Source organism: Methylobacterium segetis (assembly GCF_004348265.1).
Lineage (GTDB): Bacteria > Pseudomonadota > Alphaproteobacteria > Rhizobiales > Beijerinckiaceae > Methylobacterium > Methylobacterium segetis.
In genome coordinates this window covers 19,486-40,528 of sequence record NZ_SMNT01000050.1, presented here as the reverse complement: position 1 = coordinate 40,528, position 21,043 = coordinate 19,486, and the positions used below count along the sequence as shown (strand labels likewise).

The window sequence follows — 21,043 nt, the reverse complement described above, 5'->3', positions numbered from 1 at the left end:
GCCGCCGGACGGGAGCCCCACCCCGGTCTCGTCGATCCGGACGGGACCGTTTGCGAAGCTCAGCGCTCGTGCCGCCGCGCGCGCCTCAGACCTGCCGGGCGCCGGCAGGGTTCAGCGGCTGAAATCCGAGAAGCCGCCGCTGACGGCCCCGACCCGCTGGAGCGCGGCCCGCGCTTCGGGGGCGATCAGGGCGTCCCGCTCCGCCGCGTAGGCGTAGCCCGGGGCCTCGCCGGGAAAGCCCGCCGCCGTCGCGGGATGCGTGTAGAGCTCGGTAAGTCCGTCCGGCAGGTGGGCGAGCAGCCCCGCCACGCGGCGAGGCGTCATCGCGCCGGACCACGCGAGGCCGAGGGTCCGGTCCGGGATCAGAAGGCCCGCCGCCCTGGCGCGCACGGAGAGGAGCGCCGCCCAGGGCGCGATGTCGAGGGCGGGCCGCGGGCGAGACCCGGGCTCGGCCTGGCGCAGGATCTCGCGAGGCTCCCGCGGGACGCGAAGCGCCCGCATGCCGTAATCGCGCCCGATCCCGAGCACCGCCCCGGCGATCAGCGGATGGACGTGGAAATGCTTGTGGGCGTTGACGTGGTCGAGCGGGAGCCCGGTGGCCCGGTAGGCCTCGAACTGGGCGCGGATCTCGGCGCCGAGCTGGCGGCGGGCGGGCGCCCGCACGGCGAGGTCGAGGCCCAGACGCTCCATGTCGCGCCGCATCAGCCCGTCGGGGCCGGTGAGGTCGGGCAGGTCCCCCGGGGGAAGCGTCGGCCACGCCTCGACGAGGACGAGGTGCAATCCCACGCGCAGGGAGGGCAGGCGGCGCGCGCGCGCCACCGCGTCAGCGGCTCCCGGAGCGGAGACCATCAGGCTCGCCGCCGTGAGGATGCCCTCGCGGTGGGCCTGCTCGACGGCCTCGTTGACCTCGACGCTCAGGCCGAAATCATCGGCCGTGACCACCAGCCGCTTCACGGCCACTCCCCTCGTCCCCGCAACGGAAACGGCCGGGCTTCAGGCCCGGCCGCTCCTCGATCGATCCGTGCGCGTGCCGCTCAGGCGGCCTTGGCGCTCGACTGACGCTCCTTGAGGAAGTGCCAGAACTCGACACCCTCGCGCAGGCGCCGCTTCATCATGTCGGGCGAGCGGACCATCTCGCCGACGATCGAGGCGATCTTCGGGGCGCGGAAGTAGAACTTCTTGTAGAAATCCTCGACCGAGTTGAAGATCTCGGTATGCGACAGGTGCGGGTAGTGCAGCGGCGCGACCTGCACGCCGTTCTCGTCGACGAGCTCGGCGTTCTCCACGTCGAGCCAGCCGTTCTCGACCGCCTGCTTGTAGAGGAAGGTGCCGGGATACGGAGCCGCCAGCGAGACCTGGATCGTGTGCGGGTTGATCCGGGTGGCGAACTTGATCGTCTCCTGGATCGTCTCCTTCGACTCGCCCGGCAGGCCGAGGATGAAGGTGCCGTGGATGGCGATGCCGAGTTCGTGGCAATCCTTGGTGAACTTCTCGGCAACCTCGACGCGCATGCCCTTCTTGATGTTGTGCAGGATCTGCTGGTTGCCGGACTCGTAGCCAACGAGCAGGAGGCGCAGGCCGTTGTCGCGCAGCACCTTCAGGGTCTCGCGCGGAACGTTCGCCTTGGCGTTGCACGACCAGGTGACGCCGAGCTTGCCGAGCTCGCGGGCGATTTCCTCGGCGCGGGGCAGGTTGTCGGTGAAGGTGTCGTCGTCGAAGAAGAACTCCTTCGTCTGCGGGAACGCCTTCAGGCAGTACTTGATCTCCTCGATCACGTGACCGACCGAGCGGGTCCGATAGGTGTGGCCGCCCACCGTCTGCGGCCACAGGCAGAACGTGCAGCGGCTCTTGCAGCCGCGGCCGGAATAGAACGAGATGTAGGGGTGCTTCAGATAGCCGATGAAGTAGTTCTCCATCACGAGGTCGCGCTTGTAGACGCTCGTGACGAAGGGGAGTTGGTCCATGTCCGTCATGATCGGACGGTCTTCGTTGTGCACGATGACGCCCGAGCCGTTCCGGTAGGACAGGCCCTTGATCTGGGACATGTCGATCCCGTCGGCGACGTCCTTGATCGTGAAGTCGAACTCGTTGCGGGCCACGAAATCGACCGCGGGCGCCTGGGCGAGGCTGCCGGCGGCATCGACGGCGACCTTGGCGCCGATCAGGCCGGCCTTGAGGTTCGGGTTCTCGGCCTTCAGCGCCTCGATCGTCTTCACGTCCGACTTGAAGGACGGCACCGAGGTGTGGAGCACCACGAGGTCGAAATCCTTGGCCTGGCCGCGGATCTCATCGAGCTTGGTCTTGTGCGGCGGGGCGTCGATCAGCTTCGAGTTCTCGACGAGCGCCGCCGGCTGGGCGAGCCAGGTCGGGTACCAGAACGACTTGATCTCGCGCTTGGCCTGGTAGCGGGAGCCGGCGCCGCCGTCGAAGCCGTCGAAGGTCGGTGCCTGGAGGAAGAGCGTGCGCATGGGGTTCAAGGCCTCAGTGCAAAGCGAGACGAAATCAGACGAAGCGAAGATCAGACGGAGGTCGCTTCAGCATCGCGGCTGAGGCTCGCCTCCGGAATTAGCGTTCCGTCCGCAACGACGCGATAATCGTGACCTTTCCATGTCACCGCACCCGAGACGAAGCTCCAGGAGAAGTTCGCGAAGGAGAGCATGTCGCGAATCGGCAACAGCCAGTAGGCGTGCGGCTCCAGGCCGAAGGCGCGCTCCAGGCGGACGCAGAGCAGGATGCGGCAGGCCAGGGCCAGTGCCGCCACGACGAGGGCGTTGTGGCCGGCCCCCGGCAGCAGCGCGCCGATCAGGGCGAGCGGGAAGGCGTGCGTGACGACGGAGCCGGCATAGCCGGCCGGGTCGACGTTGCGGATCGTGCGGTTCCAGCGCAGCTCGTGCCGCCAGAGGCCGGACATCTCGGTGTCGACGCAGGTATGCCCGATCGTGAAGTTCGGGATCGCCACCTCGCCCACATGGGTGCGCAGGGCCTCGCCGATCGCGTAATCGTCGGCGAGATCGTCGCGGAACGCCTCGAAGCCGCCGATCGCGGCGAGCGAGGTGCGGCGGAAGGCGATGGTCGAGCCGAAGCAGGGCTTGGCGAGCTTGAGCGCGGTGCCCATGACCACGTTGGGCAGGAATTGCACGTCGATGGCGAGGCCCGACAGGTGGGCGTGGATGCCGCGATGGGCGGGCACGCCGTGGTAGAGGCAGGTCACGCCGCCGATGCCCGGCGCCGACAATTCGGCCACCACGCGCTCCAGGTAATCGGGCCGCACGACCATGTCGCTGTCGGCCAGCACGATCACGTCGTGGGCGATCGCCGCCGACATGTTGATGAGGTTCGAGACCTTGCGGTTCGAGCCGTGCTGGCGGGCGTCGATCACGAGGTCGAGGCGCAGGCCCGGATGCGTGCCTTGCAGGCGGCGCACCACGCCGATCGCCGGGTCGGCCGCGTTCTGGACGCCGAAGACGATCTGGACCGGGCCGGAATAAGCCTGGCGGCAGAAGGTCTCGAGGTTCTCGTAGAGGTTCGGCTCCATCCCGCAGAGGGGCTTCAGCACGGTCACGGAGGGGCGCGGCCCACCCTCGGGGAGGCGGGCGGGGAGGCGCGCGGCGAAGCGGCCCGCGAGGAAGGCGGCGGTGAGGCCGTAGCCGCAACCGGCGAGCGCGAGGACGAGAAGGATCGGCGAGAGCCAGGTCAGGTCCATGGGGGCATCGCTCGGGCGGCAGGGATCGGGGGATTGGAGGCGCGCCGGCCGGCGCCACCTCAGAGGCGTGAGGTGTCGGCCTCTTTCAAGGCGCTGGTTTGGCGGCGAGCATCTTCTCGGTGCGCTCGCGCAGGAATTTCTGCAGGGCGTCTGCGCCGCCGGCCTTCAGCGGATCGGCGAAGCTCGTGCGCTGGGCGGCGACCTCGCTGACATTGCCGTTCAGAAGCACGTCCTGGATGCGGTTGCCCGCATTCACGACGAAGTCGACGTCGGAATCCTCGCCGGCGGCATTCGACACGCGCGTGCGCACCACCCGGTTGCCCGCGCGCGCCTCGCTCTTCGGCGTCACCTCGAACGTGCCGCCGGCCGCCTGCGACAGGCGGGTCGCGTAAGTCGCGATGAAGTGCTGGACGAACGCTTCCGTCAGCGAGGCCTGCTGGTCGGCCGGCAGGCTCTTCCATTTCGGGCCGACGGCGACGCGCGCCATGGCGGGAAAGTCGAAGCTCTCGCGCATCGGGCCCGAGATCGCCTCGGCGCGGGCCTTCACGTCGCGCGAGCCGTCCTTCAGCGCGCTCTCGTAGCTGGCATAGAGGGCCTGCACCGTCTTCACGGCCTCGTCGTCGGCCGCCTGCGCGGACCGGGACGGCGCGGCGATAGCGGCGAGGCAGAGGAGCGCGACCAGGACTTCGCGGATCAGGCGCACTTCTTCAGGTCTCCCCGCTCGGCCTCGCTCAGGGAGGGGCCGTAGGCGCCGCGCGGCGGGGCGTAGCTGTACAGCGGCCCCAGGGTCGCCGGCTGCAGGACGGGGCCGAGGCGACGCCCGAGCTCCGCCGCCCGATCCTCGCTCTCCTCGGTCTTGCCGCCCTCCATCACGTGCCACGCGACGAGGCCCGGCACGCCGACGAGAAGGTCGGCGAGGCGCTTGACGAGGGAGAGGGCCAGGGCCGCCTCGGCCGGGATGCCGAAGATGGCGCAGAGGGCGATGAGCCCGCCCTCCTGGGCGCCGAGGGCGCCGGGCACCGCGAAGGCCGCGCCGCGGACGGCCTGCGCGAGGCTCTCGATGACCACGGCCTCGGCGAAGCTCACCGGGTAGCCCATGAAGTGCAGGCAGACATAGACCTCGAGGGTGCCGATCAGCCAACCGATGAGGTGGATCGTGATGCCGGCGAGGATGCGGGCCGGCCGGCCGTAGAGGCGGCGCAGGTTGTCGTAGAGCACGTCGATGGCGCCGAGCGCCCGCCACTCGCGGCCCGAGGCGAAACGGCTGACGAGCGCCTGGATCACCCGGTGACCGGAGCGGCGCTGGATCAGGTAGAAGGCGCCCACGGCGGGCGCCGCCACGGCGAGGCCCGCCGCCACGGTGCGGACCACCGGCCCGTCGCCGGCGAGCCAGATGAGGATCCCGAGGCCGGCCACCGTGAACAGGAGCTGGGTGAGCGCCTGGGTCATCAGGTCGACGAACATGCTGGCGCCGGCAAGCCCCCCGGTCAGGCCGCGCTTCGTCAGGAGCCGGGCGCCCACGAAGTCGCCGCCGACGGTGGCGACGGGCAGCAGCGTGTTGATGCCCTCGCGCACGAAGCGGAGGTTGATGCAGGCGGCCAGACCCGGCCGATCGGCCTTCGGGAAGATGGCGAACCAGCCGAGGCCGGCCCAGGCGACGGCAACGCCGCGCGCGACGACGACGAACAGGGCACCCCAGCCGGCGCTCACCACCGCGGCCGCCACATCCTCCAGACCCGAGGACAGGAACAGTCCGACGACCGTGCAGAGTCCAGCGATGAGGGCCAAGGTCGTCAGGCGCTTCATGATCCTCTTTCGGGTTCGTCGAAGGCTGAAATGCTGAAATCCCGCCGTGATTCCGACGGAAAAAAATCGCCGGAAGCGAGGAGCATCTGGGCAAGTTGCAGCTTTGGTCAGCGTTGTCTATCACCCCAGAGACACACCGCGGTCCAAAGCGGCACAGGGGCAAAAGCCCCTCCCAGAAGAGCTGCCGGAACGCCGAAGGGGACTGACCGAATGGATCGCGAATCACACATCACGGCCGGCGAGGCCGTGCGCGAGGACGCTCATGCCGGCGCCTTCGCCGGGCAGCACCAGGGTGGCCCGGGCGCGCCCTCGCCCCAGTCGCCGGTGATGGCCTGGAACGAGTGGGACCCGCTGGAGGAGGTCATCGTCGGCTCGCTCGACGGCGCCACGATCCCCACCCACCACCTCACGGTCATCTTCAACCTGCCGCGGGCCGCGCAGCCCTTCTACCGCTTCGCGAGCGGCTGGAAGTACCCGAAATTCATGAAGAAGCTCGCTCAGGCCGAGCTCGACAACTTCATCGGCATCCTGGCCGGAGAGGGCGTGAAGGTGCGCCGCCCGGACGCGGTCGACTTCTCCCGCAAGTTCAAGGCCCCGCGCTGGTCCTCGCGCGGCTTCTGCGTGGCCTGCCCGCGCGACCCCTACCTCGTCATCGGCGACGAGATCATCGAGAGCCCGATGTGCTGGCGCTCGCGCTACTTCGAGGGCGACGCCTACCGCTCGCTCTTCAAGGAGTATTTCCGGGCCGGCGCCCGCTGGACCTCGGCTCCGCGGCCCCAGCTCACGGACGATCTCTACAATTACGATTACCGGGTGCCGAACCTGAAGGCCGGCGAGCCGATGCAGTTCACGGTCAACGAGTTCGAGCCGGTCTTCGACGCCGCCGACTTCGTGCGCTGCGGGCGTGACCTTTTCGTCACGCGCTCCAACGTCACGAACCTGATGGGCATCGAGTGGCTGCGCCGCCATCTCGGGCCGGGCTTCCGCATTCACGAGATCGAGAGCCGCTGCCCGCAGCCGATGCACATCGATTCGTCCTTCATGCCGCTCGCGCCCGGCAAGGTGCTGGTGAACCCGGACTACGTCGATGTCGAGCGCCTGCCGGCCGTGCTGAAGAAGTGGGACGTGCTGATCGCTCCCCGCCCCGACCCCGTCGCGGGCTTCATGAGCAAGATCTCGATGTGCTCGCCCTGGACCTCGATCAACGTGCTGGCGATCGACGAGAAGAAGATCGTCGTCGACGCGAGCCAGCCGACCCTGATCAAGGCCCTGAAGGATTGGGGCTTCGACCCGATCCCGGCGCCGTTCCTGTCCTACGGCCCGTTCGGCGGCTCCTTCCACTGCGCGACGCTGGACGTGCGCCGCCGCGGGACCCTGAAATCCTACTTCTGATCGCGGCCAAGCCGCGACGGGTCAGGGGCGCGCCGGCGACGGCGCGCCCTTTCCCGTTGTCGGGGCCTTCAGCGCCCGAGGCGGCTGCGCGCGGGCAGCGGCACCCGGCGATAGGCGGCGCGGGCGAGGAGGAGCGCCCCACCGAGTTGCAGGAAGCCGTTCTCGGCGAGGTCGTGGGGTGCCATCTGCCAGTGGAGGGCGAGGCGCGTCAGCGCGTTGAGGGCGATCAGGCCGAGGCAGAAGACGGTGGCGGCGGTGAGCGCGGCGACGAAATCGGGCATGGCTTGCGCGTCCCAACGATCGGGACCCCAAGCGTAGCAAGAGGTGCGCCAGGGCACATCTGTCCGAAGGTCGAAGCCTCTGGATCGTGATCAGGCCGCGGGCGGGCGCGTCTCGCGCATCGAGGGCCGCTCGGCGAAGGCGGCGTACCATGCGGCGAGCCCCGGACGGCCCTCGGCCCAGGCGAGATCCGGGAAGCGCAGGTCGAGATAGCCGAGCGCCGCGGCCGTCGCGATCGTGCCGATGTCGAGACGCTCCGCGAAGCTCTCCGCCCGCGCCTCGAACCAGTCGAGCGCGCTCGCGATCTTGGCCTGGTGCCCCGCGATCCAGGCGGCGGAGCGCTCCGATTCCGCGCGCGCGGTCAGCTCGTAGCGGATGAGCAGGGCCGCATCGAGGAGCCCGTCGGCGACCGATTGCTCGTTCAGGGCACGCCAGCGTTCGGGGCCGCGCGCCGGGAACAGGCGGTTGCCGGCGAGCGCGTCGAGATACTCGCAGATGACCCGGCTGTCGGCGACCGCCTCGCCCGCATCGTCGAGGAGCGTCGGCGCCTGCGCGAGCGGGTGATGGGCGAGCACGGTCCTGTCGCGCTCGACCGGGTGCACGGCACTCGGAACGAGCTCGATCCGCTCGGCGAGGCCGAGTTCGTGCGCGCAGATCAGGACCTTCCGCACGAAGGGCGAGAAGTGGGAGTGGAAGAGCTTCATGGGCGGCGTTCGGGGCTGGAGGGCGGGAGCGTCCGGCCCGGCCTCAGCGGCGGGCCGGCGTCGCCGCGTTCCGGGCGGCCGGCGCGGCGCCGCTCGCCGCCGGGGTCGGGGCGGGGGCGGGCGTGGCCCGCGGCGTCTCGACGGCGAGGCGCTTCACGGGCCAGCCGTCGGTCCAGCGCTCCATGTCGCTGAAACGGGCGTTGCTCTTGAGGCCGGAGGCGTCGCTGCCCGCGAAGGCCGCCGCCGCCGCGAGGTCGAACGTCTTCCAGAAGGCGAGGTAATCGAGCGCGTCGGTGCGGGCGTTGTTGATCTGGGCGACGAGCGTCTGCTGCTCGCCGGAGAGCGCCATGTCGGCCGACCACTTGAAGGGCGGCGGCTTCACGTCCTTCGGGTCGGGCGGCAGCTTGATCGCGCCGCCATCGTAGGCGGCCTCGACGCCGGCCGGAGCGGCGAGCGTGGCGGTGAGCGCCGGGAAGCCGTGATCGTCGGAGAGGGCCCGCACGAAGAGCTTGCGCTCCGGCGGCACCGCGCTCGCCTCGCGCAGGATCCGCCGCGCCGCCGCGTCCGCCGCGCGGGCATCCTTGTCGCCGATCACGGTGACGACCATCGTGCCGGCGGGGATCGCGGCCAGATCCTTCAGGGCGATGCCCCGCGCCTTCGGGTTGCTCGCGATGCCGCCGGGCATCACGGCGAAGACGAGCTTCGGCGCGGGCAGATCCTGCTCCTTCGCGTCGGCCGCGAGGTTCGCGGCGAGCGGCGCCCCGGCGAGGTGGCCGATGACGGCGACGCGCTTCGGGTCGGGCTTCGCGTCCGAATCGTTCGCGAGCTCGGCGAGCGCCGCCTTGAGGAGGCTCTCGGCGTTCCCGGTGGCGTCGGCCGGCCGGGTGCGGTTCACCTCCTGGAAGCGCGGAAACAGGACGAGATGGCCCTGCCGGGCCAAGTGGTCGATCCAGCCGCCGTAGCTCTGCGGGTTGGGAGCCCCCCAGGCGTGCAGGAACACCACGACGGAGCGGCCCTCCGCCGGCGCGGCGCCGGCGGCGTAGAAGGCGAAGGTGCCGGCGCCGGCCCGGCCGACGCCCCGCTTCACGACGTTCGCAGCCCGGTCCCCGGCGCCTCCGGGGCCCTGCGCCGGCTGGGGCGGCGGGGCCGCAGCCTGTGCAGCGCCCACGAGCAGGCCCGCCGCCACTCCCGCGGCCATCAGGCTGTGCCAAGCTGTCAGAGGCATGAGATGCTCGATCGAAGGGGACGCGCGGGCTGAGCCGGTGCGCCTCCATAGCAGATTTGCGCGGGCTGGCGATGCCGGCTGCGCCCCTCCGCCGCGCCCCTCCGCAGAGCCGTTCAGGCGCGCGCGGGCTCCCGTGCGCGCTTCTCGTCGAGGAGCAGGGCGAGTTGCGCGAGGCGGGCCGGCTGCGCGCCGGCGCAGACGTCGCGATAGAGATCGCGCATGTCCTCGCCGATCTTCGCGAGGAGCAGCGTGTCCGCGATCGACGGGGAGGCGCCGGGGCGGCGGTAATTGGCAGCGTGGTTGAGGGCGACGGGTTTCATGACAACTCGCGGCGCCGTTCGCGGCGCACCATCCGGGTTGCCGTCAACGGGAAGCGGACCTCAAGTTTCCATCCCGCGGGTGATTATTTTGCTGCCCTGCCCGATCACCGAGGGCCCGCCGTCCGGCCGTCCCGCCGCCTGCTCGACCCAGGCGAGGATGTCCTCGGCCCGCCAGGGCTTCGGGATGAAGGTTGCGGAGACCCGCAGGTCGCTCGGCTGATCGCCGGCATCGCCCGAGGTCAGCAGGACGCGCACCCGCGGCCAGGTCACGCCGATGATCCGGGCGAGCTCGAACCCTCCGATCGGACCCGGCGTCCGCACGTCGGAGAAGACGACGCTCACCTCTTCGGCCCGGTCGTTGAGGATGGACAGCGCCTTGTCGGCGGTCTCGGCCTCGATCACGGTGAACCCCGTCTCTTCCAACAGGGTTGCCGCGAGGAAACGCTCGTCGGGTTGGTCCTCCACGACGAGGATCACCGGCTTGCGTCCCGACGGCGTCACGTCATTCATGTCCGGGCCACTCTCTGGGGGCTGAACGGCGAGGCCGTCCTTTTGTTTCATCGCGCCTTCGCCGTAACTCACCCGCCCTCAGACAAAGCAAGTCCTGCACCGCACCCTCGCACAGAACGATTGCGCTGGGCGTGTCCGGAAGGGCACAGGTCGAGCCAAGATCAGGGCATCATTGGGACGGACGGGACCGCGGGACGGACCTCTGCAAACGCCACGCGCCCCACCCGGAGGCGAGGCGCGACGACGCCGGGAAATCGTTCGGCCGCGGCCGAACGCGATGGGTGGAGCGGTGCCGGGCGGGGCGCCCCGCCCTCAGGCCCTCGCCGAGGCCCGCGGCGCGCTACGGCGCGGCTGCCGCATCTCGCCGGCGCTCGCACGGTCGGCCGCAGGCCGGCGCGGGCGCACGATCTCGGCCAGGGCGACGAAGCCCTCGCCGACCGCCCCCTGCCCGGCCCGGATGCCGATGCCGACGGCGAAGGATGGCGCCAGCTGCGCATCCCGCCCGATGCCGAAGCGGTCGAGCGCCACCAGGAACGCCTCTCGGAACAGGCTCGGCGTGCACCAGCGCTTCTCGGCCATGTGCAGGGGCCAGGCCCAGAGGTTCTCCTCCCGGCGCTGAGCGAGGGCGTCGCGCTCGATGAAGTAGCCGGTGCGGTGCTCCAGCCCCTCGTCCGAGAGCGTCCAATCGTCGTTGCGGAAGAGGACGCCGCCGGTGGTGCCGCCGTTCCGAGCGTTCTCGATCATCGCCGTGCCTCCCCGCCGCCCCATCCCGGAGAGGACTGGAACAATAGAGGAACACTGGATCGAAACGGGACGGTGGTCAAGCGTTCCGTTCACCATGCGTTCGTGAAAGTGTGACGTGCCGCCGGAGGGCCGCCCGTTCCTAGCGCGCCGGCCGGAACAGCGGATGCTCGACCCGGTCGCCGGCCCGGATCCCGAGCTTGGCGGCGACGCCCGCGTTCAGCTCCAGCACCGAGAGGACCGGCTCGCCGGACGCGATCACGCGGGTCGAGAGCGGTTCGGTCTCGGCCTCGATCCGGACGATCGTGCCGTCGGCGCGGATGAAGACCATGTCGAGCGGCAGGTAGGTGTTCTTCATCCACATGTTCACGGGCAGCGAGCGCTCGAAGTCGAACAGCATGCCGTGCTTGGGCGCCATGCTGCGCCGGAACATCAGCCCGCGGGCGCGGGAGGCGTCGTCGCGCATCACCTCGACATCGAAGGCGTGCGCCCCGGTTCGGGTGACGATGGTCAGCGGCTCGGTTCGGGCAGCCTCCGCTGGGGCGGCCTGGGCCCGGGCCGGCGCGGCCGGCAGGGCGATGCAGGGGAGGAGCGCGAGACCGGCGCAGAGGATCGAGGGGAGGACGCGACGCAACGGGACCATCCGGATCAATGGGAGGATGGCAGGGCTCCGTCGATCAGGCGGACCTCGGCGGCCATGGCCCCCTTCGATCCGTCGCCGTAGCGCACGAGCACCGCCTCTCCCGGCTTCAACTCGGCGATTCCGTAGCGGCGCAGCGTCTCCATGTGAACGAAGATGTCCGGCGTCCCGTCGCCGCGGCTGAGGAAGCCGAAGCCGCGCAGGCGGTTGAACCACTTCACGACCGCCGTCTCGAGACCGCTCGTCGGCGTCACGGTCACGTGGGTGCGCGGCATCGCCAGTTCGGAGGGATGCGTCGCGGTGGATTGGTCGAGGGAGACGACGCGGAAGGCCTGCCAGCCCCGCGCGCGCTCGACCGCCTCGACCACGATCCGGGCGCCTTCGCTGGCCGCCTGGTGCCCGTCGCGGCGCAGGCAGGTGACGTGGAGCAGGATGTCGGCGCTGCCGTCGTCCGGCACGATGAAGCCGAAGCCCTTCGAGACGTCGAACCACTTGATGCGGCCGGCCACCTCGACGAGGTCGAGGGGCTGCTCCGCATCGCCGATCTGCGCGGCGCTGCCCAAGCCATCTGCCGAACGAAGGCCCCGGGGCCCCGACCCGAATTCGTCAGACATGATTAAGCAACCCACACCGAATCGCGACTTGCGGTTCACAAACGAGATTAACAAAGTCCCGACTCGGCGGAAGCCTGTTTGACCGGCAGTCCTGGCGCGCGCCTACGCAATTTCCCGCGAGACGGCAGCGGTGCCACAGGTCCGTTCCGGCCGGCGAAATCCCGGCGCGACTGCAAACCCGTGATCCGACTCGCAGATTGCGCCGGGCGAAGCTTGAGCGTGCCCGGGCGGCCACGCCGGCTTCACGTTTTCGAGAGGCGTTCCGCCGCAGCGATGACCGCAATCGAGCGTTGTGCAGATCGCGCAACCGCAACGGGAAGCACCCGCTTGGCGGACGAACCGGCCTTCCATCGAGGGGGACCGGGTTGTTATGAGCGGCGCATGCTCGCGTCCCGGCTCGATCCTGCGCCCCTGCCGCCGGCGGAGGTTTCCCCGGTGCCTCCGGCGCGCTTCGCCGTCGTCGATCTCGCCCGCGGCGCGGCCCTCGTCGCGATGGCCGCCTACCACACGGTCTGGGATCTCGGCTTCCTGCGCCTGACGCCGGACAATTACGCGCTGACCGCGCCGGGGCGGGTGGCGGCCCATGTCATCGCCGGCAGCTTCCTCGTCCTGGTCGGCCTCGGCCTCGTGCTGATGAACGGCGGCGGGATCCGCCCGCGGCCCTACCTGCTCCGGCTCCTGCGGATCGGCGGCGCGGCGCTGCTCATCACGCTCGCCACCGCGTTCGCCTTTCCCGACAGCTTCATCTTCTTCGGCGTGCTCCACTGCATCGCGGTGTCGAGCGTGCTGGCGCTGCCCTTCCTGCGCATTCCGCCCCTCCTCGTCGGGCTCGCCGCCCTCCTCGTCGCGGCGGCCCCTCACCTCGTGGCGAGCCCGCTCCTCGACGCGCCCGCCCTGCGCTTCCTCGGCCTCGGCGTCACCCTGCCCCGCACCAACGATTACGTGCCGCTGTTTCCCTGGTTCGGGGCCGTGCTCGCCGGATTGGCGGCCGGCCGCGTGCTCCTGCCGCGCCTCGCGGGGTCGCGCCTCGCATCCTGGCGGCCGGCCGGGATCGGACGCGCCCTCGCCTTCGCGGGCCGGCACAGCCTCGCGATCTATCTCCTCCACCAGCCGGTCCTGCTCGCCCTCCTGACCGGCCTCGTCACCCTGACCGGCCCCCATCCCCGCGCCGGGCTCGACCGCTTCCACGCGGATTACACGGGCAACTGCGTGCGCACGGGGGGCGAGGCGGGCGCCTGCGGGCGGGCCGCCCGCTGCACCGCGGAGGCGCTGCGCCGGGAGAACCTGTGGTCGGGCGACGGGCGCGCGTTCACGGCGGCCGAGACTGTGCGGGCGCAGGCCCTGTCCGAGGCCTGCTACGCCCAGGCCGAGGGTGCGGCGCCGCCCCCCTGAAACGCATCGAGGCCGGGTGCTGCCGCCCGGCCTCGACGATTGCGCCTCGCCTGCGGCGGGGCTCAGTCCTTGGCGCGCTCCACGTAGGAGCCGTCCGCCGTCATGATGACGACGCGGGTCCCGGCGGCGATGTGCGGCGGCACCGTGGTGCGCACGCCGTTCGAGAGGACGGCGGGCTTGTAGGAGGACGAGGCGGTCTGGCCCTTCAGCACCGGCTCCGTCTCAGCGACCTCGAGCGTCACGCGCTGGGGCAGCTCGATGGTGAGGGGCGTGTTGTTGTGGATCGAGAGCATCACGGCCATGCCCTCCTGCAGGTAGGGGGCGGCATCGCCGACCACATCCTCCGGCACGGCGATCTGCTCGTAATTCTCGGGGTTCATGAAGTGGAACCCCTCGCCGTCGTTGTAGAGGAAGGTGTGCTCGCGGTCCTCGACGAAGGCGCGCTCGACCTGCTCGGTGGTGCGGTAGCGCTCCGAGACCTTCACGCCGTCGGTGATGCGGCGCATGTCGAGCTGCGTCACCGGGGTGCCCTTGCCGGGATGGATGTTCTCGGCGAACAGGATCACGTAGAGCCTGCCGTCCTTCTCGACGACGTTCCCCTTGCGGAGCGTTGAGGCGATCACCTTCACGGGGTTCAGATCCTGACGTTGACAAAACGGGGTGGCGTCCCCATCGCGAGTTACCGCGGGGACGACTCGCTCCCGCCACTATCGCATCCGCGGCCCGGTTGCCAGTCGCCGCGGCCGCAAGGCCCCGCCCGTCCCATGCCGTCGCGCCCGCAGGGCCACGCCCGCGGGCCGCTCGGAGCGTTCCGCCCGTGACCCCGTCCTCATCACCCTGGTGGTCGCCGCAGGTCCATGCCGACCGGCGCCCCCTTCTCCTGCTGCGCAACCGCATCGCCGCCCGCATCCGGGCGCATTTCGCGGCGCTCGACTTCGTCGAGGTGGAGGCCGCCGCCCTCCAGGTCTCGCCGGGCAACGAGGCGCATCTCTCCGCCTTCGCCACGGAGGCGATCGGCCCGGACGGGGCGCGCCGCCCCCTCTACCTGCACACCTCGCCCGAATTCGCCTGCAAGAAGCTGCTGGCGGCGGGCGAGCCGCGCCTGTTCAGCCTCGCGCGGGTGTTCCGCAACCGGGAACGGGGCGCGCTGCACCATCCCGAATTCACGATGCTCGAATGGTACCGGGCGAACGAGCGCTACACGGTGCTGATGGCCGATTGCGCCGAACTCCTGGCGCTCGCCGCCGAGGCCGCGGGCGCGCGCCGCCTCCGCTTCCGCGGCCGGGAGGCCGACCCGCAGGCGGATTTCGAGCGGCTGACGCTCGCCGAGGCGTTCAGTCGGCATGCCGGGATCGACCTCCTCGCGACGATCGATGGCGCGGGCGCGACGGACCGGGATCGTCTCGCGGCGGGCGTCGCCGCCGCGGGCCTGCGGGTCGCGCCGGACGACACCTGGGCCGACCTGTTCAGCCGCGTCCTCGTGGCGCGGGTCGAGCCCCATCTGGGGCTCGGCCGGCCGACCATCCTGTGCGAGTACCCGGTGAGCGAGGCGGCGCTCGCCCGCCCCTGCCCGCGCGACCCGCGGGTGGCCGAGCGCTTCGAGCTCTACGCCTGCGGGGTCGAGCTCGCCAACGCCTTCGGCGAGCTGACCGACCCGGCCGAGCAGCGCCGCCGCTTCGAGGCCGAGATGGCCGAGAAGGCCCGGGTCTACGGCGAGACCTATCCGATCGACGAGGATTTCCTCGCCGCCCTCGCCGCCATGCCGGAGGCGAGCGGCATCGCGCTCGGCTTCGACCGGCTCGTGATGCTGGCGAGCGGCGCCCCGCGGATCGAGGACGTGATCTGGACCCCCGTCGCGGAGACCGCCCCGTGACGCGCCCGCTGAGGAGCCTTGCCGATCTCGCGGCCGCCGGCCTCGTCCGCGACGGGGACCTTCCGGCGCTCCAGGCGGTCGCGGCCCGCTACGCCGTCGCGGTCACCCCCGACATGGCCGAGCTGATCGATCCGGCCGATCCGGCCGACCCGGTGGGCCGCCAGTTCGTCCCGCGGGCCGAGGAGGCCGAGACGCGGCCCGAGGAGCGGGCCGACCCGATCGGCGACGGCGCCCACGCGCCGGTGCCCGGCCTCGTCCACCGCTATCCCGACCGCGTCCTCCTGAAGCCGCTCCACGTCTGCCCCGTCTATTGCCGCTTCTGCTTCCGCCGCGAGATGGTGGGGCCGGACGGGCTCGGCACCCTGAGCGAGGCGGAGCTCGCCGCCGCCTACGCCTACATCGCCGCGCAGCCGGGGATCTGGGAGGTGGTGCTGACGGGGGGCGACCCCTTCGCCCTCTCGCCGCGGCGGCTCGGCGCCATCGCGGAGGCGCTCGCCGCGATCCCGCATGTGCGGGTGCTGCGGATCCACACGCGCGTGCCCCTCGTGAGCCCGGACCTCGTGAGCGCGGCCCTCCTCGCGGCCCTGAAGCGCTTCGGGGGCGCGGTCTTCGTGGCGCTCCACGCCAACCATGCCCGCGAGTTCACCCCGGCCGGCCGCGCCGCGATCGCGCGCCTCGTCGATGCGGGCATCCCGATGGTGAGCCAGACGGTGCTGCTGCGGGGCGTCAACGACGAGGCGGCGACGCTGGAGCGGCTGATGCGCACCTTCGTCGAGAACCGCATCAAGCCCTATTACCTGCATCACGGCGACCTCGCCCCGGGCACCGCGCACCTGCGCACGGGGCTCGCCGAGGGTCAGGCCCTGGCGCGCGCCCTGCGGGGGCGGCTCTCCGGGCTCGCCCAGCCCCTCTACGTCCTCGACATCCCCGGCGGCCACGGCAAGGTCCCGGCCGGGAGCGCCTATCTGCGCGAGAGCGACGCGGGCTACCGCGTCACCGATCCGTCGGGCGAGGAGCACGCCTACCCGCCCCGCGAGGCGGAGTGAAGGTCTCGTCCGATGCCTGATCAAGAGCGGCGCCAGTAGAGCGCCCGGTACGTTTCGAGACCGAATCGTTCAAGATTTGTCTTTGCTATGGCTCCTCTTCGGAGGGGCGCGTAAAGCTGCGTCCTGCATCGCAGGATTCAGGTATCTGGCCGCCGATCATCTCGCCGCGGGCCCGTTGTCCGGTGTGAGTACCGCGAGAGACACCTCCGTCCACCCTGCTCCGGCCGTTCCTCGCCTGCGCGATCCACGGAGTCCGGTCATGCGCGACGACCTGATGCGCCGGTCCACGGCGGAATTCTTCGGCACCTTCTGGCTCACCTTCGGCGGCTGCGGCGCCGCCGTCCTGTCCGCCGCCTTTCCCGGCCTCGGCATCGGCTTCCTGGGGGTGGCCTTCGCCTTCGGCTTCACGGTGCTGACCATGGCCTACGCGGTCGGCCACATCTCCGGCGGCCATTTCAACCCTGCCGTGACCCTCGGCCTGTGGTCGGCCGGGCGCTGCGCCAACCACCACGTCATCCCCTACATCGTGGCGCAGGTCGTCGGCGCCATCGTCGCGGCGGCCGTGCTCTACGCCATCGCCTCCGGCAAGCCGGGGTGGATGCCGGAGGGCTTCGCCTCGAACGGCTACGGCGATCTCAGCCCCGGCAAGTACGGGCTGGTGGCCTGCGTCGCGACGGAGATGCTCGCGACGTTCTTCTTCCTGTTCATCATCATCGGCACCACCTCGAAGGGGGCGGCGGTGGGCTTCGCCGGCATCCCGATCGGCCTCACCCTGGTGCTGATCCACCTGATCTCGATCCCGGTGACGAACACCTCGGTCAACCCGGCGCGCAGCACCGGCCCGGCCCTCTTCGCGGGCGAGCCCTACGTGATGCAGCTCTGGCTGTTCTGGCTCGCGCCGATCGCGGGCGCGATCCTCGCCGGCATCGTGGCGCGCTGGCTCTACGAGCCGGCCGACATCGTCGACACGGTCGTGGTCGAGAAGCGGGCGGTGGCGTAAGGCTTCGCCGTCGCTGCGCGGGCCCCGGCCGGCGCTGCGCGGGCCCCGGCCGGGGCTTGCGCCCGCGCCGGATCCGGTCGATCTCCCCCGGCGCCGGCCCCTCGCGGCGCGGCGCTGACGGGAGAGGTTCGGCATGCGCAGGCTCTGGGGCCGGGCGAATTCGGTCAACGTGCAGAAGGTGCTCTGGGGCCTCGACGAGCTCGGGCTCCCCTACGAGCGGATCGAGGCCGGCGGCGCCCACGGAATCGTCGACGCCGCCGCCTACCGGGCCCTGAACCCGAACGGCCTCGTGCCGACCCTGCAGGAGGACGGCTTCGTCCTCTGGGAATCGAACGCGATCCTGCGCTACCTCGCCGAGGCCCATGGCGGCCCCCTCGCCCTCCCCCAGGATGCCCGCGCCCGGGCCCGGATCGCGCAGTGGCTCGACTGGCAGGCGACGAGCTTCACCCCCGCCATGCGCGACGCCTTCTGGCAGACCTACCGGGTCGCGGACGGCCAGCGCGACCACGAGGCGGTCGCGGCCTCCCTCGCCCGCACGGAGCGCCACGCCGAGACCCTCGACCGGCACCTCGCCAACCAGCCCTTCGTCGCAGGCGACCGTTTCAGCATCGCCGACATCGCCGTGGGCTGCGCCGCGCATCGCTGGCTGCACCTGCCCCTCGCGATCGCCGAGCGGCCGGCCCTGTCCCGGTGGTACGCGGAGATCGCTGCCCGTCCCGGCGCCGCGCAGGTGATCGCCGAGCCGATCAGCTGAGGCCGGGGCGGCTTGCCGGGGCCCGCCCGCGACCCACCTTGGGCGGAGGCCGAGCGGGCCGAGGCGGAGATTCCTGGGGAGATTCCTGGCATGCCGATCGACACGACCCTGCGGGACGCCCTCTCGGCCGTCACGACGGCGAGCCTCGCGCGGGTGCTGGCGCGCCGCGGCCTGGCCGCCTGCCTGCCGCGCGGCCTGCGCCGTCGCACGGGCGGGGCCCACGCAATCGGCAAGGCCGTCACCCTGCGGCTGATCCCGGCCCGCGACGCGCCCGGCCCCTCCCTGGCCGATGCCGTCGAGGCGGTGCCGGAAGGCGCCTTCGTCGTGATCGACGCGGGCGGTCCTGGCAACGCGCTTCCCTTCGGCGCGATCCTGGCCGAGCGGCTCCAGCGGCGCGGCGCGGCCGGCCTCGCGATCTTCGGCGCGCTCACGGCCCCGGGCGCCCTGCCGATCTGGGATGCCGGAGAGGCGCCCGCGCTCGCCGCGACCGGGCTGGTTCTCGCCGGCGCCAACGAGCCGATCGCCTGCGCCGGAGCCGCCTTCCATCCGGGCGACATCGTGGTCGGCGACGGGCACGGCGTGGTGGCGATCCCGGATTCCATTGCCGAGGCCGTCGCCTTCGAGGCCGTCGAGCAGCAGCGCCTCGACCTGTGGATCCAGCGCGCCGTCGAGAACGGGGGCAGCCTCGCGGGGCTGCTGCCGCCGGACGAGGCCGCGCTCGCCCGCTTCAAGGCCGAGACGGAAACCCGCTGAGGGCCCGACGACTCGACCCGCCACTCCCGCCCGAGGCCCGTCCGGACGATGTTCTTCCCGCTCTCGAAGGTGATCTTCTTCGTCCTGACGCCCTCGAACTTCCTGATCCTCGCCGGGCTCGCCGGGATCGTGCTCCTTGCCGCCACGCGTCGGCGCAGGTTGGGTTTGAGCCTGGCGGGTTTCGGGCTCGGCGGCCTCCTCGTGGCCGGGCTCTCGCCCCTGCCCTTCCTGGCGCTCGCGCCCCTCGAGGAGCGCTTCCCGGCCCTGCCCGAGGACGCCGCGCCGCCCACCGGCATCATCGTGCTCGGGGGCGGCGTCGATTCCGGCCTGTCCGAGGCGCGGCGCCAGATCGTCGTGAACGATGCCGGCGAGCGGCCGATCTACCTCGCCGACCTCGCCCGCCGCTTCCCGAGCGCGCGCCTCGTCTTCTCGGGCGGCAGCGGCAGCCTCAACCAGGGCCTGTCCGAGGCGGAGGTCGTCGGCCGCCTGGCGGACGTGATCGGCGCGCCGCGCTCGCGGCTGATCCTGGAGCACCGCTCCCGCAACACCCGCGAGAACGCGCTCTTCACGGCCGATCTCGTCAAGCCGAAGCCGGGCGAGCGCTGGCTCCTCGTCACCTCCGCCTGGCACATGCCGCGCTCGGTCGGGTGCTTCCGGCAGGCCGGCTTCGAAATCGTCGCCTTCCCGGTCGACTACCGGACGCGCGGCTTCGCGGACGCCGTCCGCTTCAACAGCTTCGCCTCGGACGGGCTTCTCCACCTCGACCTCGCGGCGAAGGAGTGGATCGGCCTTCTCGCCTACAGGCTCGCCGGCTACACGCCGGAGGCGTTCCCCGCACCCTCCTCCGCGTCCCGGCCGGACGCGCCCGGCCCGGCCGCCAGCCGGTAGATGCCGCGGAAATCGTCGGGGTCGGGCACCGGCCGCCCCTTGCGCAGGATCGCGACCTGCCCCGCCTTCATCAGCCGCACCGCGACGCGCCGCACGGGCTGCATCAGGGGGCTCCAGCCGTCCGGGTGCGGGCCGCCGAGCGCCCGCGCCACCTCGGAGGGGCAGATCGTCTTGCCGGCCCCCCGCTCGGCGACGAGCCGCAGCAGGGTCTCGGCGATGACCTCCTCGCTCGCACGCGGCGGGCGGGCCGTGTCCTGCGGATTCGTCATGGGCTGGGTTCCCGGACCGTCAACGGGTCCTCCGAGAGGAGTGCCGACCGGATCTCGGAGGCGAATTGGCGGCGCCACATCACGAGGACGACCGCGGTCGTCGTCAGCATGAGGATGATGGGGCTCACGAACCAGCCGAGATAGGCGAGGGCGAAGAAGAAGGCCCGCTGGCCCCGCGCGAAGTGGCTGCCGGCCGCGATGTTCATCGTGGCCGCCCGGCGCGCCGCGCGCAGCATCTCGGCCTGCGAGGCGCCGCTGCCCTTGGGCGGTACCGCGCCGATCAGGATCGCCCCGTAATTGAACAGCCTGTAGGCCCAGGCGAACTTGAAGAAGGCGTAGACGAACACGACCGCGAGCCCCGCCACCTTGATCTCCCAGGTGGTGCGCGTCGTGACCGTGCCGAAGGGCAGCGTCCCGAACAGCGTCAGGACCTCGTCGCCGGAGCGCGAGAGCGTGAGCACGCCGCCGAGCGCGATCAGCGAGGTCGAGGCGAAGAAGGCGGTTCCGTTCTGCAGCGAGGCGTTGATGGTGGTGTCCACCACGCGGTTCTCACGCACGATCATCTGCCGCGCCCAGGCCTCGCGCTGCGCGTTCATGATCTGGCTGAGGCTCACGAGCCGCCCCCGCATCCGCCCGACCGAGAGTCCGTAGCCGACCCAGGCGACGACGAAGACGATCAGGGCCGCGAGGTCGAGATGCGAGAAGGTGGCGTCGGTGGGAAGGTTGGTCATAGGGCCGGATGTCGGGCAGCGCGCCGCCGCTCGCTAGCCCGGCGGGGCCTCCCCTGTCGAGTGCGGGAGCCGTGCGCGGGGGCGGCTTCAGGCGCCGCGGATCTCGAAATCCGGAAACGTCCCGGATCCCGGCCGCTCCGTCACCTCGACGGAATCGACCCGCGCCCCGCGCGGCCCCGCCTCGCAGGCCTTCAGCATGGCGCCGACCGCCTCGGCCGGCCCCGAGAAGGTGGCGGCGACGGCCCCGTCGTCGCGGTTGCGCACATGGCCGGTCAGCCCGTGCAGCTGCGCCTGATGCTGCGTCCAGACGCGAAAGCCCACGCCCTGCACGCGGCCGCTGATCACGACGTCGACGGTTCTGGTCTCGCTCAAGAGCGGCTCCCGGGTTGCGCGGGGCGGAGGG

25 protein-coding genes are annotated in these 21,043 nt (G+C 71.5%); 8 read left to right on the top strand and 17 right to left on the bottom strand.

Annotated features, from left to right (window positions below; genetic code table 11):
• Positions 1-111 precede the first annotated feature (111 nt).
• The 5 genes from hpnK to E1J50_RS14320 form a co-directional block, all read right to left on the bottom strand.
• Positions 112-954 carry a hopanoid biosynthesis-associated protein HpnK gene (hpnK, locus tag E1J50_RS14340; RefSeq protein WP_132254519.1) on the bottom strand — a complete coding sequence of 281 codons (843 nt, stop codon included), beginning with the start codon at positions 952-954 and terminating at the stop codon, positions 112-114.
• Positions 955-1,034: 80 nt separating this feature from the next.
• Positions 1,035-2,468, bottom strand: a complete 1,434-nt coding sequence (hpnJ, locus tag E1J50_RS14335) for a hopanoid biosynthesis associated radical SAM protein HpnJ (RefSeq protein WP_132254518.1) — start codon at positions 2,466-2,468, stop codon at positions 1,035-1,037.
• 50 nt (positions 2,469-2,518) lie between these two features.
• The gene (gene hpnI, locus E1J50_RS14330) at positions 2,519-3,703 is read right to left on the bottom strand and encodes a bacteriohopanetetrol glucosamine biosynthesis glycosyltransferase HpnI (protein ID WP_132254517.1); all 1,185 of its coding nucleotides are present in this window, start codon (positions 3,701-3,703) and stop codon (positions 2,519-2,521) included.
• An 85-nt stretch (positions 3,704-3,788) separates the two neighbouring features.
• The gene (locus tag E1J50_RS14325) at positions 3,789-4,406 is read right to left on the bottom strand and encodes an MlaC/ttg2D family ABC transporter substrate-binding protein (RefSeq protein ID WP_132254516.1); all 618 of its coding nucleotides are present in this window, start codon (positions 4,404-4,406) and stop codon (positions 3,789-3,791) included.
• Positions 4,397-5,509 carry a flippase-like domain-containing protein gene (locus tag E1J50_RS14320; protein WP_132254515.1) on the bottom strand — a complete coding sequence of 371 codons (1,113 nt, stop codon included), beginning with the start codon at positions 5,507-5,509 and terminating at the stop codon, positions 4,397-4,399. Before E1J50_RS14320 ends, E1J50_RS14325 begins: the two co-directional genes overlap by 10 nt.
• Before the next feature lie 210 nt (positions 5,510-5,719).
• Between E1J50_RS14320 and E1J50_RS14315 the strand changes: the two genes are divergently transcribed.
• Positions 5,720-6,901, top strand: a complete 1,182-nt coding sequence (locus E1J50_RS14315; RefSeq protein ID WP_132254514.1) for an amidinotransferase — start codon at positions 5,720-5,722, stop codon at positions 6,899-6,901.
• A 68-nt stretch (positions 6,902-6,969) separates the two neighbouring features.
• Here the strand turns inward: E1J50_RS14315 and E1J50_RS14310 are convergent, their stop codons facing one another.
• From E1J50_RS14310 to E1J50_RS14275, 8 genes are all read right to left on the bottom strand, one after another.
• Positions 6,970-7,182 (bottom strand): hypothetical protein, encoded by a 213-nt coding sequence (locus E1J50_RS14310; protein WP_132254513.1) that lies wholly within the window; start codon positions 7,180-7,182, stop codon positions 6,970-6,972.
• Positions 7,183-7,272: 90 nt separating this feature from the next.
• Positions 7,273-7,884, bottom strand: a complete 612-nt coding sequence (locus tag E1J50_RS14305) for a glutathione S-transferase (RefSeq protein ID WP_132254512.1) — start codon at positions 7,882-7,884, stop codon at positions 7,273-7,275.
• Between the two features lie 43 nt (positions 7,885-7,927).
• On the bottom strand, positions 7,928-9,109 hold the full coding sequence (locus E1J50_RS14300; protein ID WP_132254511.1) for an alpha/beta hydrolase fold domain-containing protein: 1,182 nt from the start codon (positions 9,107-9,109) through the stop codon (positions 7,928-7,930).
• A 113-nt stretch (positions 9,110-9,222) separates the two neighbouring features.
• Positions 9,223-9,429 (bottom strand): hypothetical protein, encoded by a 207-nt coding sequence (locus tag E1J50_RS14295; RefSeq protein WP_132254510.1) that lies wholly within the window; start codon positions 9,427-9,429, stop codon positions 9,223-9,225.
• Positions 9,430-9,489: 60 nt separating this feature from the next.
• A complete protein-coding gene (locus E1J50_RS14290; RefSeq protein WP_132254509.1) occupies positions 9,490-9,939 on the bottom strand; it encodes a response regulator in 450 nt (149 codons plus the stop codon).
• Positions 9,940-10,251: 312 nt separating this feature from the next.
• Positions 10,252-10,683 carry a hypothetical protein gene (locus E1J50_RS14285; RefSeq protein WP_132254508.1) on the bottom strand — a complete coding sequence of 144 codons (432 nt, stop codon included), beginning with the start codon at positions 10,681-10,683 and terminating at the stop codon, positions 10,252-10,254.
• Positions 10,684-10,822: 139 nt separating this feature from the next.
• Positions 10,823-11,323 (bottom strand): DUF192 domain-containing protein, encoded by a 501-nt coding sequence (locus tag E1J50_RS14280; protein ID WP_132254507.1) that lies wholly within the window; start codon positions 11,321-11,323, stop codon positions 10,823-10,825.
• Positions 11,324-11,328: 5 nt separating this feature from the next.
• Entirely contained in the window at positions 11,329-11,934 is a 606-nt protein-coding gene (locus E1J50_RS14275; protein ID WP_132254506.1) for a cold-shock protein, read from the bottom strand.
• A gap of 381 nt (positions 11,935-12,315) precedes the next feature.
• Here E1J50_RS14275 and E1J50_RS14270 point away from each other — a divergent pair, with 381 nt between their 5' ends.
• On the top strand, positions 12,316-13,326 hold the full coding sequence (locus E1J50_RS14270; RefSeq protein ID WP_132254505.1) for a heparan-alpha-glucosaminide N-acetyltransferase: 1,011 nt from the start codon (positions 12,316-12,318) through the stop codon (positions 13,324-13,326).
• A gap of 62 nt (positions 13,327-13,388) precedes the next feature.
• Here E1J50_RS14270 and efp read toward each other — a convergent pair whose 3' ends face one another.
• Positions 13,389-13,955, bottom strand: a complete 567-nt coding sequence (gene efp, locus E1J50_RS14265; RefSeq protein ID WP_132254504.1) for an elongation factor P — start codon at positions 13,953-13,955, stop codon at positions 13,389-13,391.
• A 188-nt stretch (positions 13,956-14,143) separates the two neighbouring features.
• On the opposite strand from efp, the gene epmA reads away from it, so the two are divergent.
• From epmA to E1J50_RS14235, 6 genes are all read left to right on the top strand, one after another.
• Positions 14,144-15,199 carry an EF-P lysine aminoacylase EpmA gene (epmA, locus tag E1J50_RS14260; RefSeq protein WP_132254503.1) on the top strand — a complete coding sequence of 352 codons (1,056 nt, stop codon included), beginning with the start codon at positions 14,144-14,146 and terminating at the stop codon, positions 15,197-15,199.
• Positions 15,196-16,245: a lysine-2,3-aminomutase-like protein gene (locus E1J50_RS14255; RefSeq protein WP_132254502.1), complete on the top strand. Its 1,050-nt coding sequence runs from the start codon at positions 15,196-15,198 to the stop codon at positions 16,243-16,245. Before epmA ends, E1J50_RS14255 begins: the two co-directional genes overlap by 4 nt.
• Positions 16,246-16,504: 259 nt before the next feature.
• Positions 16,505-17,245: an aquaporin Z gene (aqpZ, locus tag E1J50_RS14250; RefSeq protein WP_132254501.1), complete on the top strand. Its 741-nt coding sequence runs from the start codon at positions 16,505-16,507 to the stop codon at positions 17,243-17,245.
• A 133-nt stretch (positions 17,246-17,378) separates the two neighbouring features.
• The gene (locus E1J50_RS14245) at positions 17,379-17,999 is read left to right on the top strand and encodes a glutathione S-transferase family protein (protein ID WP_132254500.1); all 621 of its coding nucleotides are present in this window, start codon (positions 17,379-17,381) and stop codon (positions 17,997-17,999) included.
• Between the two features lie 90 nt (positions 18,000-18,089).
• The gene (locus E1J50_RS14240) at positions 18,090-18,752 is read left to right on the top strand and encodes an RraA family protein (protein WP_132254499.1); all 663 of its coding nucleotides are present in this window, start codon (positions 18,090-18,092) and stop codon (positions 18,750-18,752) included.
• A 48-nt stretch (positions 18,753-18,800) separates the two neighbouring features.
• On the top strand, positions 18,801-19,640 hold the full coding sequence (locus tag E1J50_RS14235; RefSeq protein WP_132254498.1) for a YdcF family protein: 840 nt from the start codon (positions 18,801-18,803) through the stop codon (positions 19,638-19,640).
• Here E1J50_RS14235 and E1J50_RS14230 read toward each other — a convergent pair.
• From E1J50_RS14230 to E1J50_RS14220, 3 genes are all read right to left on the bottom strand, one after another.
• Positions 19,565-19,909, bottom strand: a complete 345-nt coding sequence (locus E1J50_RS14230) for a DUF3253 domain-containing protein (protein WP_132254497.1) — start codon at positions 19,907-19,909, stop codon at positions 19,565-19,567. The genes E1J50_RS14235 and E1J50_RS14230 overlap by 76 nt on opposite strands.
• The gene (locus tag E1J50_RS14225) at positions 19,906-20,640 is read right to left on the bottom strand and encodes a DUF599 domain-containing protein (RefSeq protein ID WP_132254496.1); all 735 of its coding nucleotides are present in this window, start codon (positions 20,638-20,640) and stop codon (positions 19,906-19,908) included. Before E1J50_RS14225 ends, E1J50_RS14230 begins: the two co-directional genes overlap by 4 nt.
• Positions 20,641-20,727: 87 nt before the next feature.
• A complete protein-coding gene (locus E1J50_RS14220) occupies positions 20,728-21,012 on the bottom strand; it encodes an acylphosphatase (protein WP_132254495.1) in 285 nt (94 codons plus the stop codon).
• Positions 21,013-21,043: the final 31 nt, after the last annotated feature.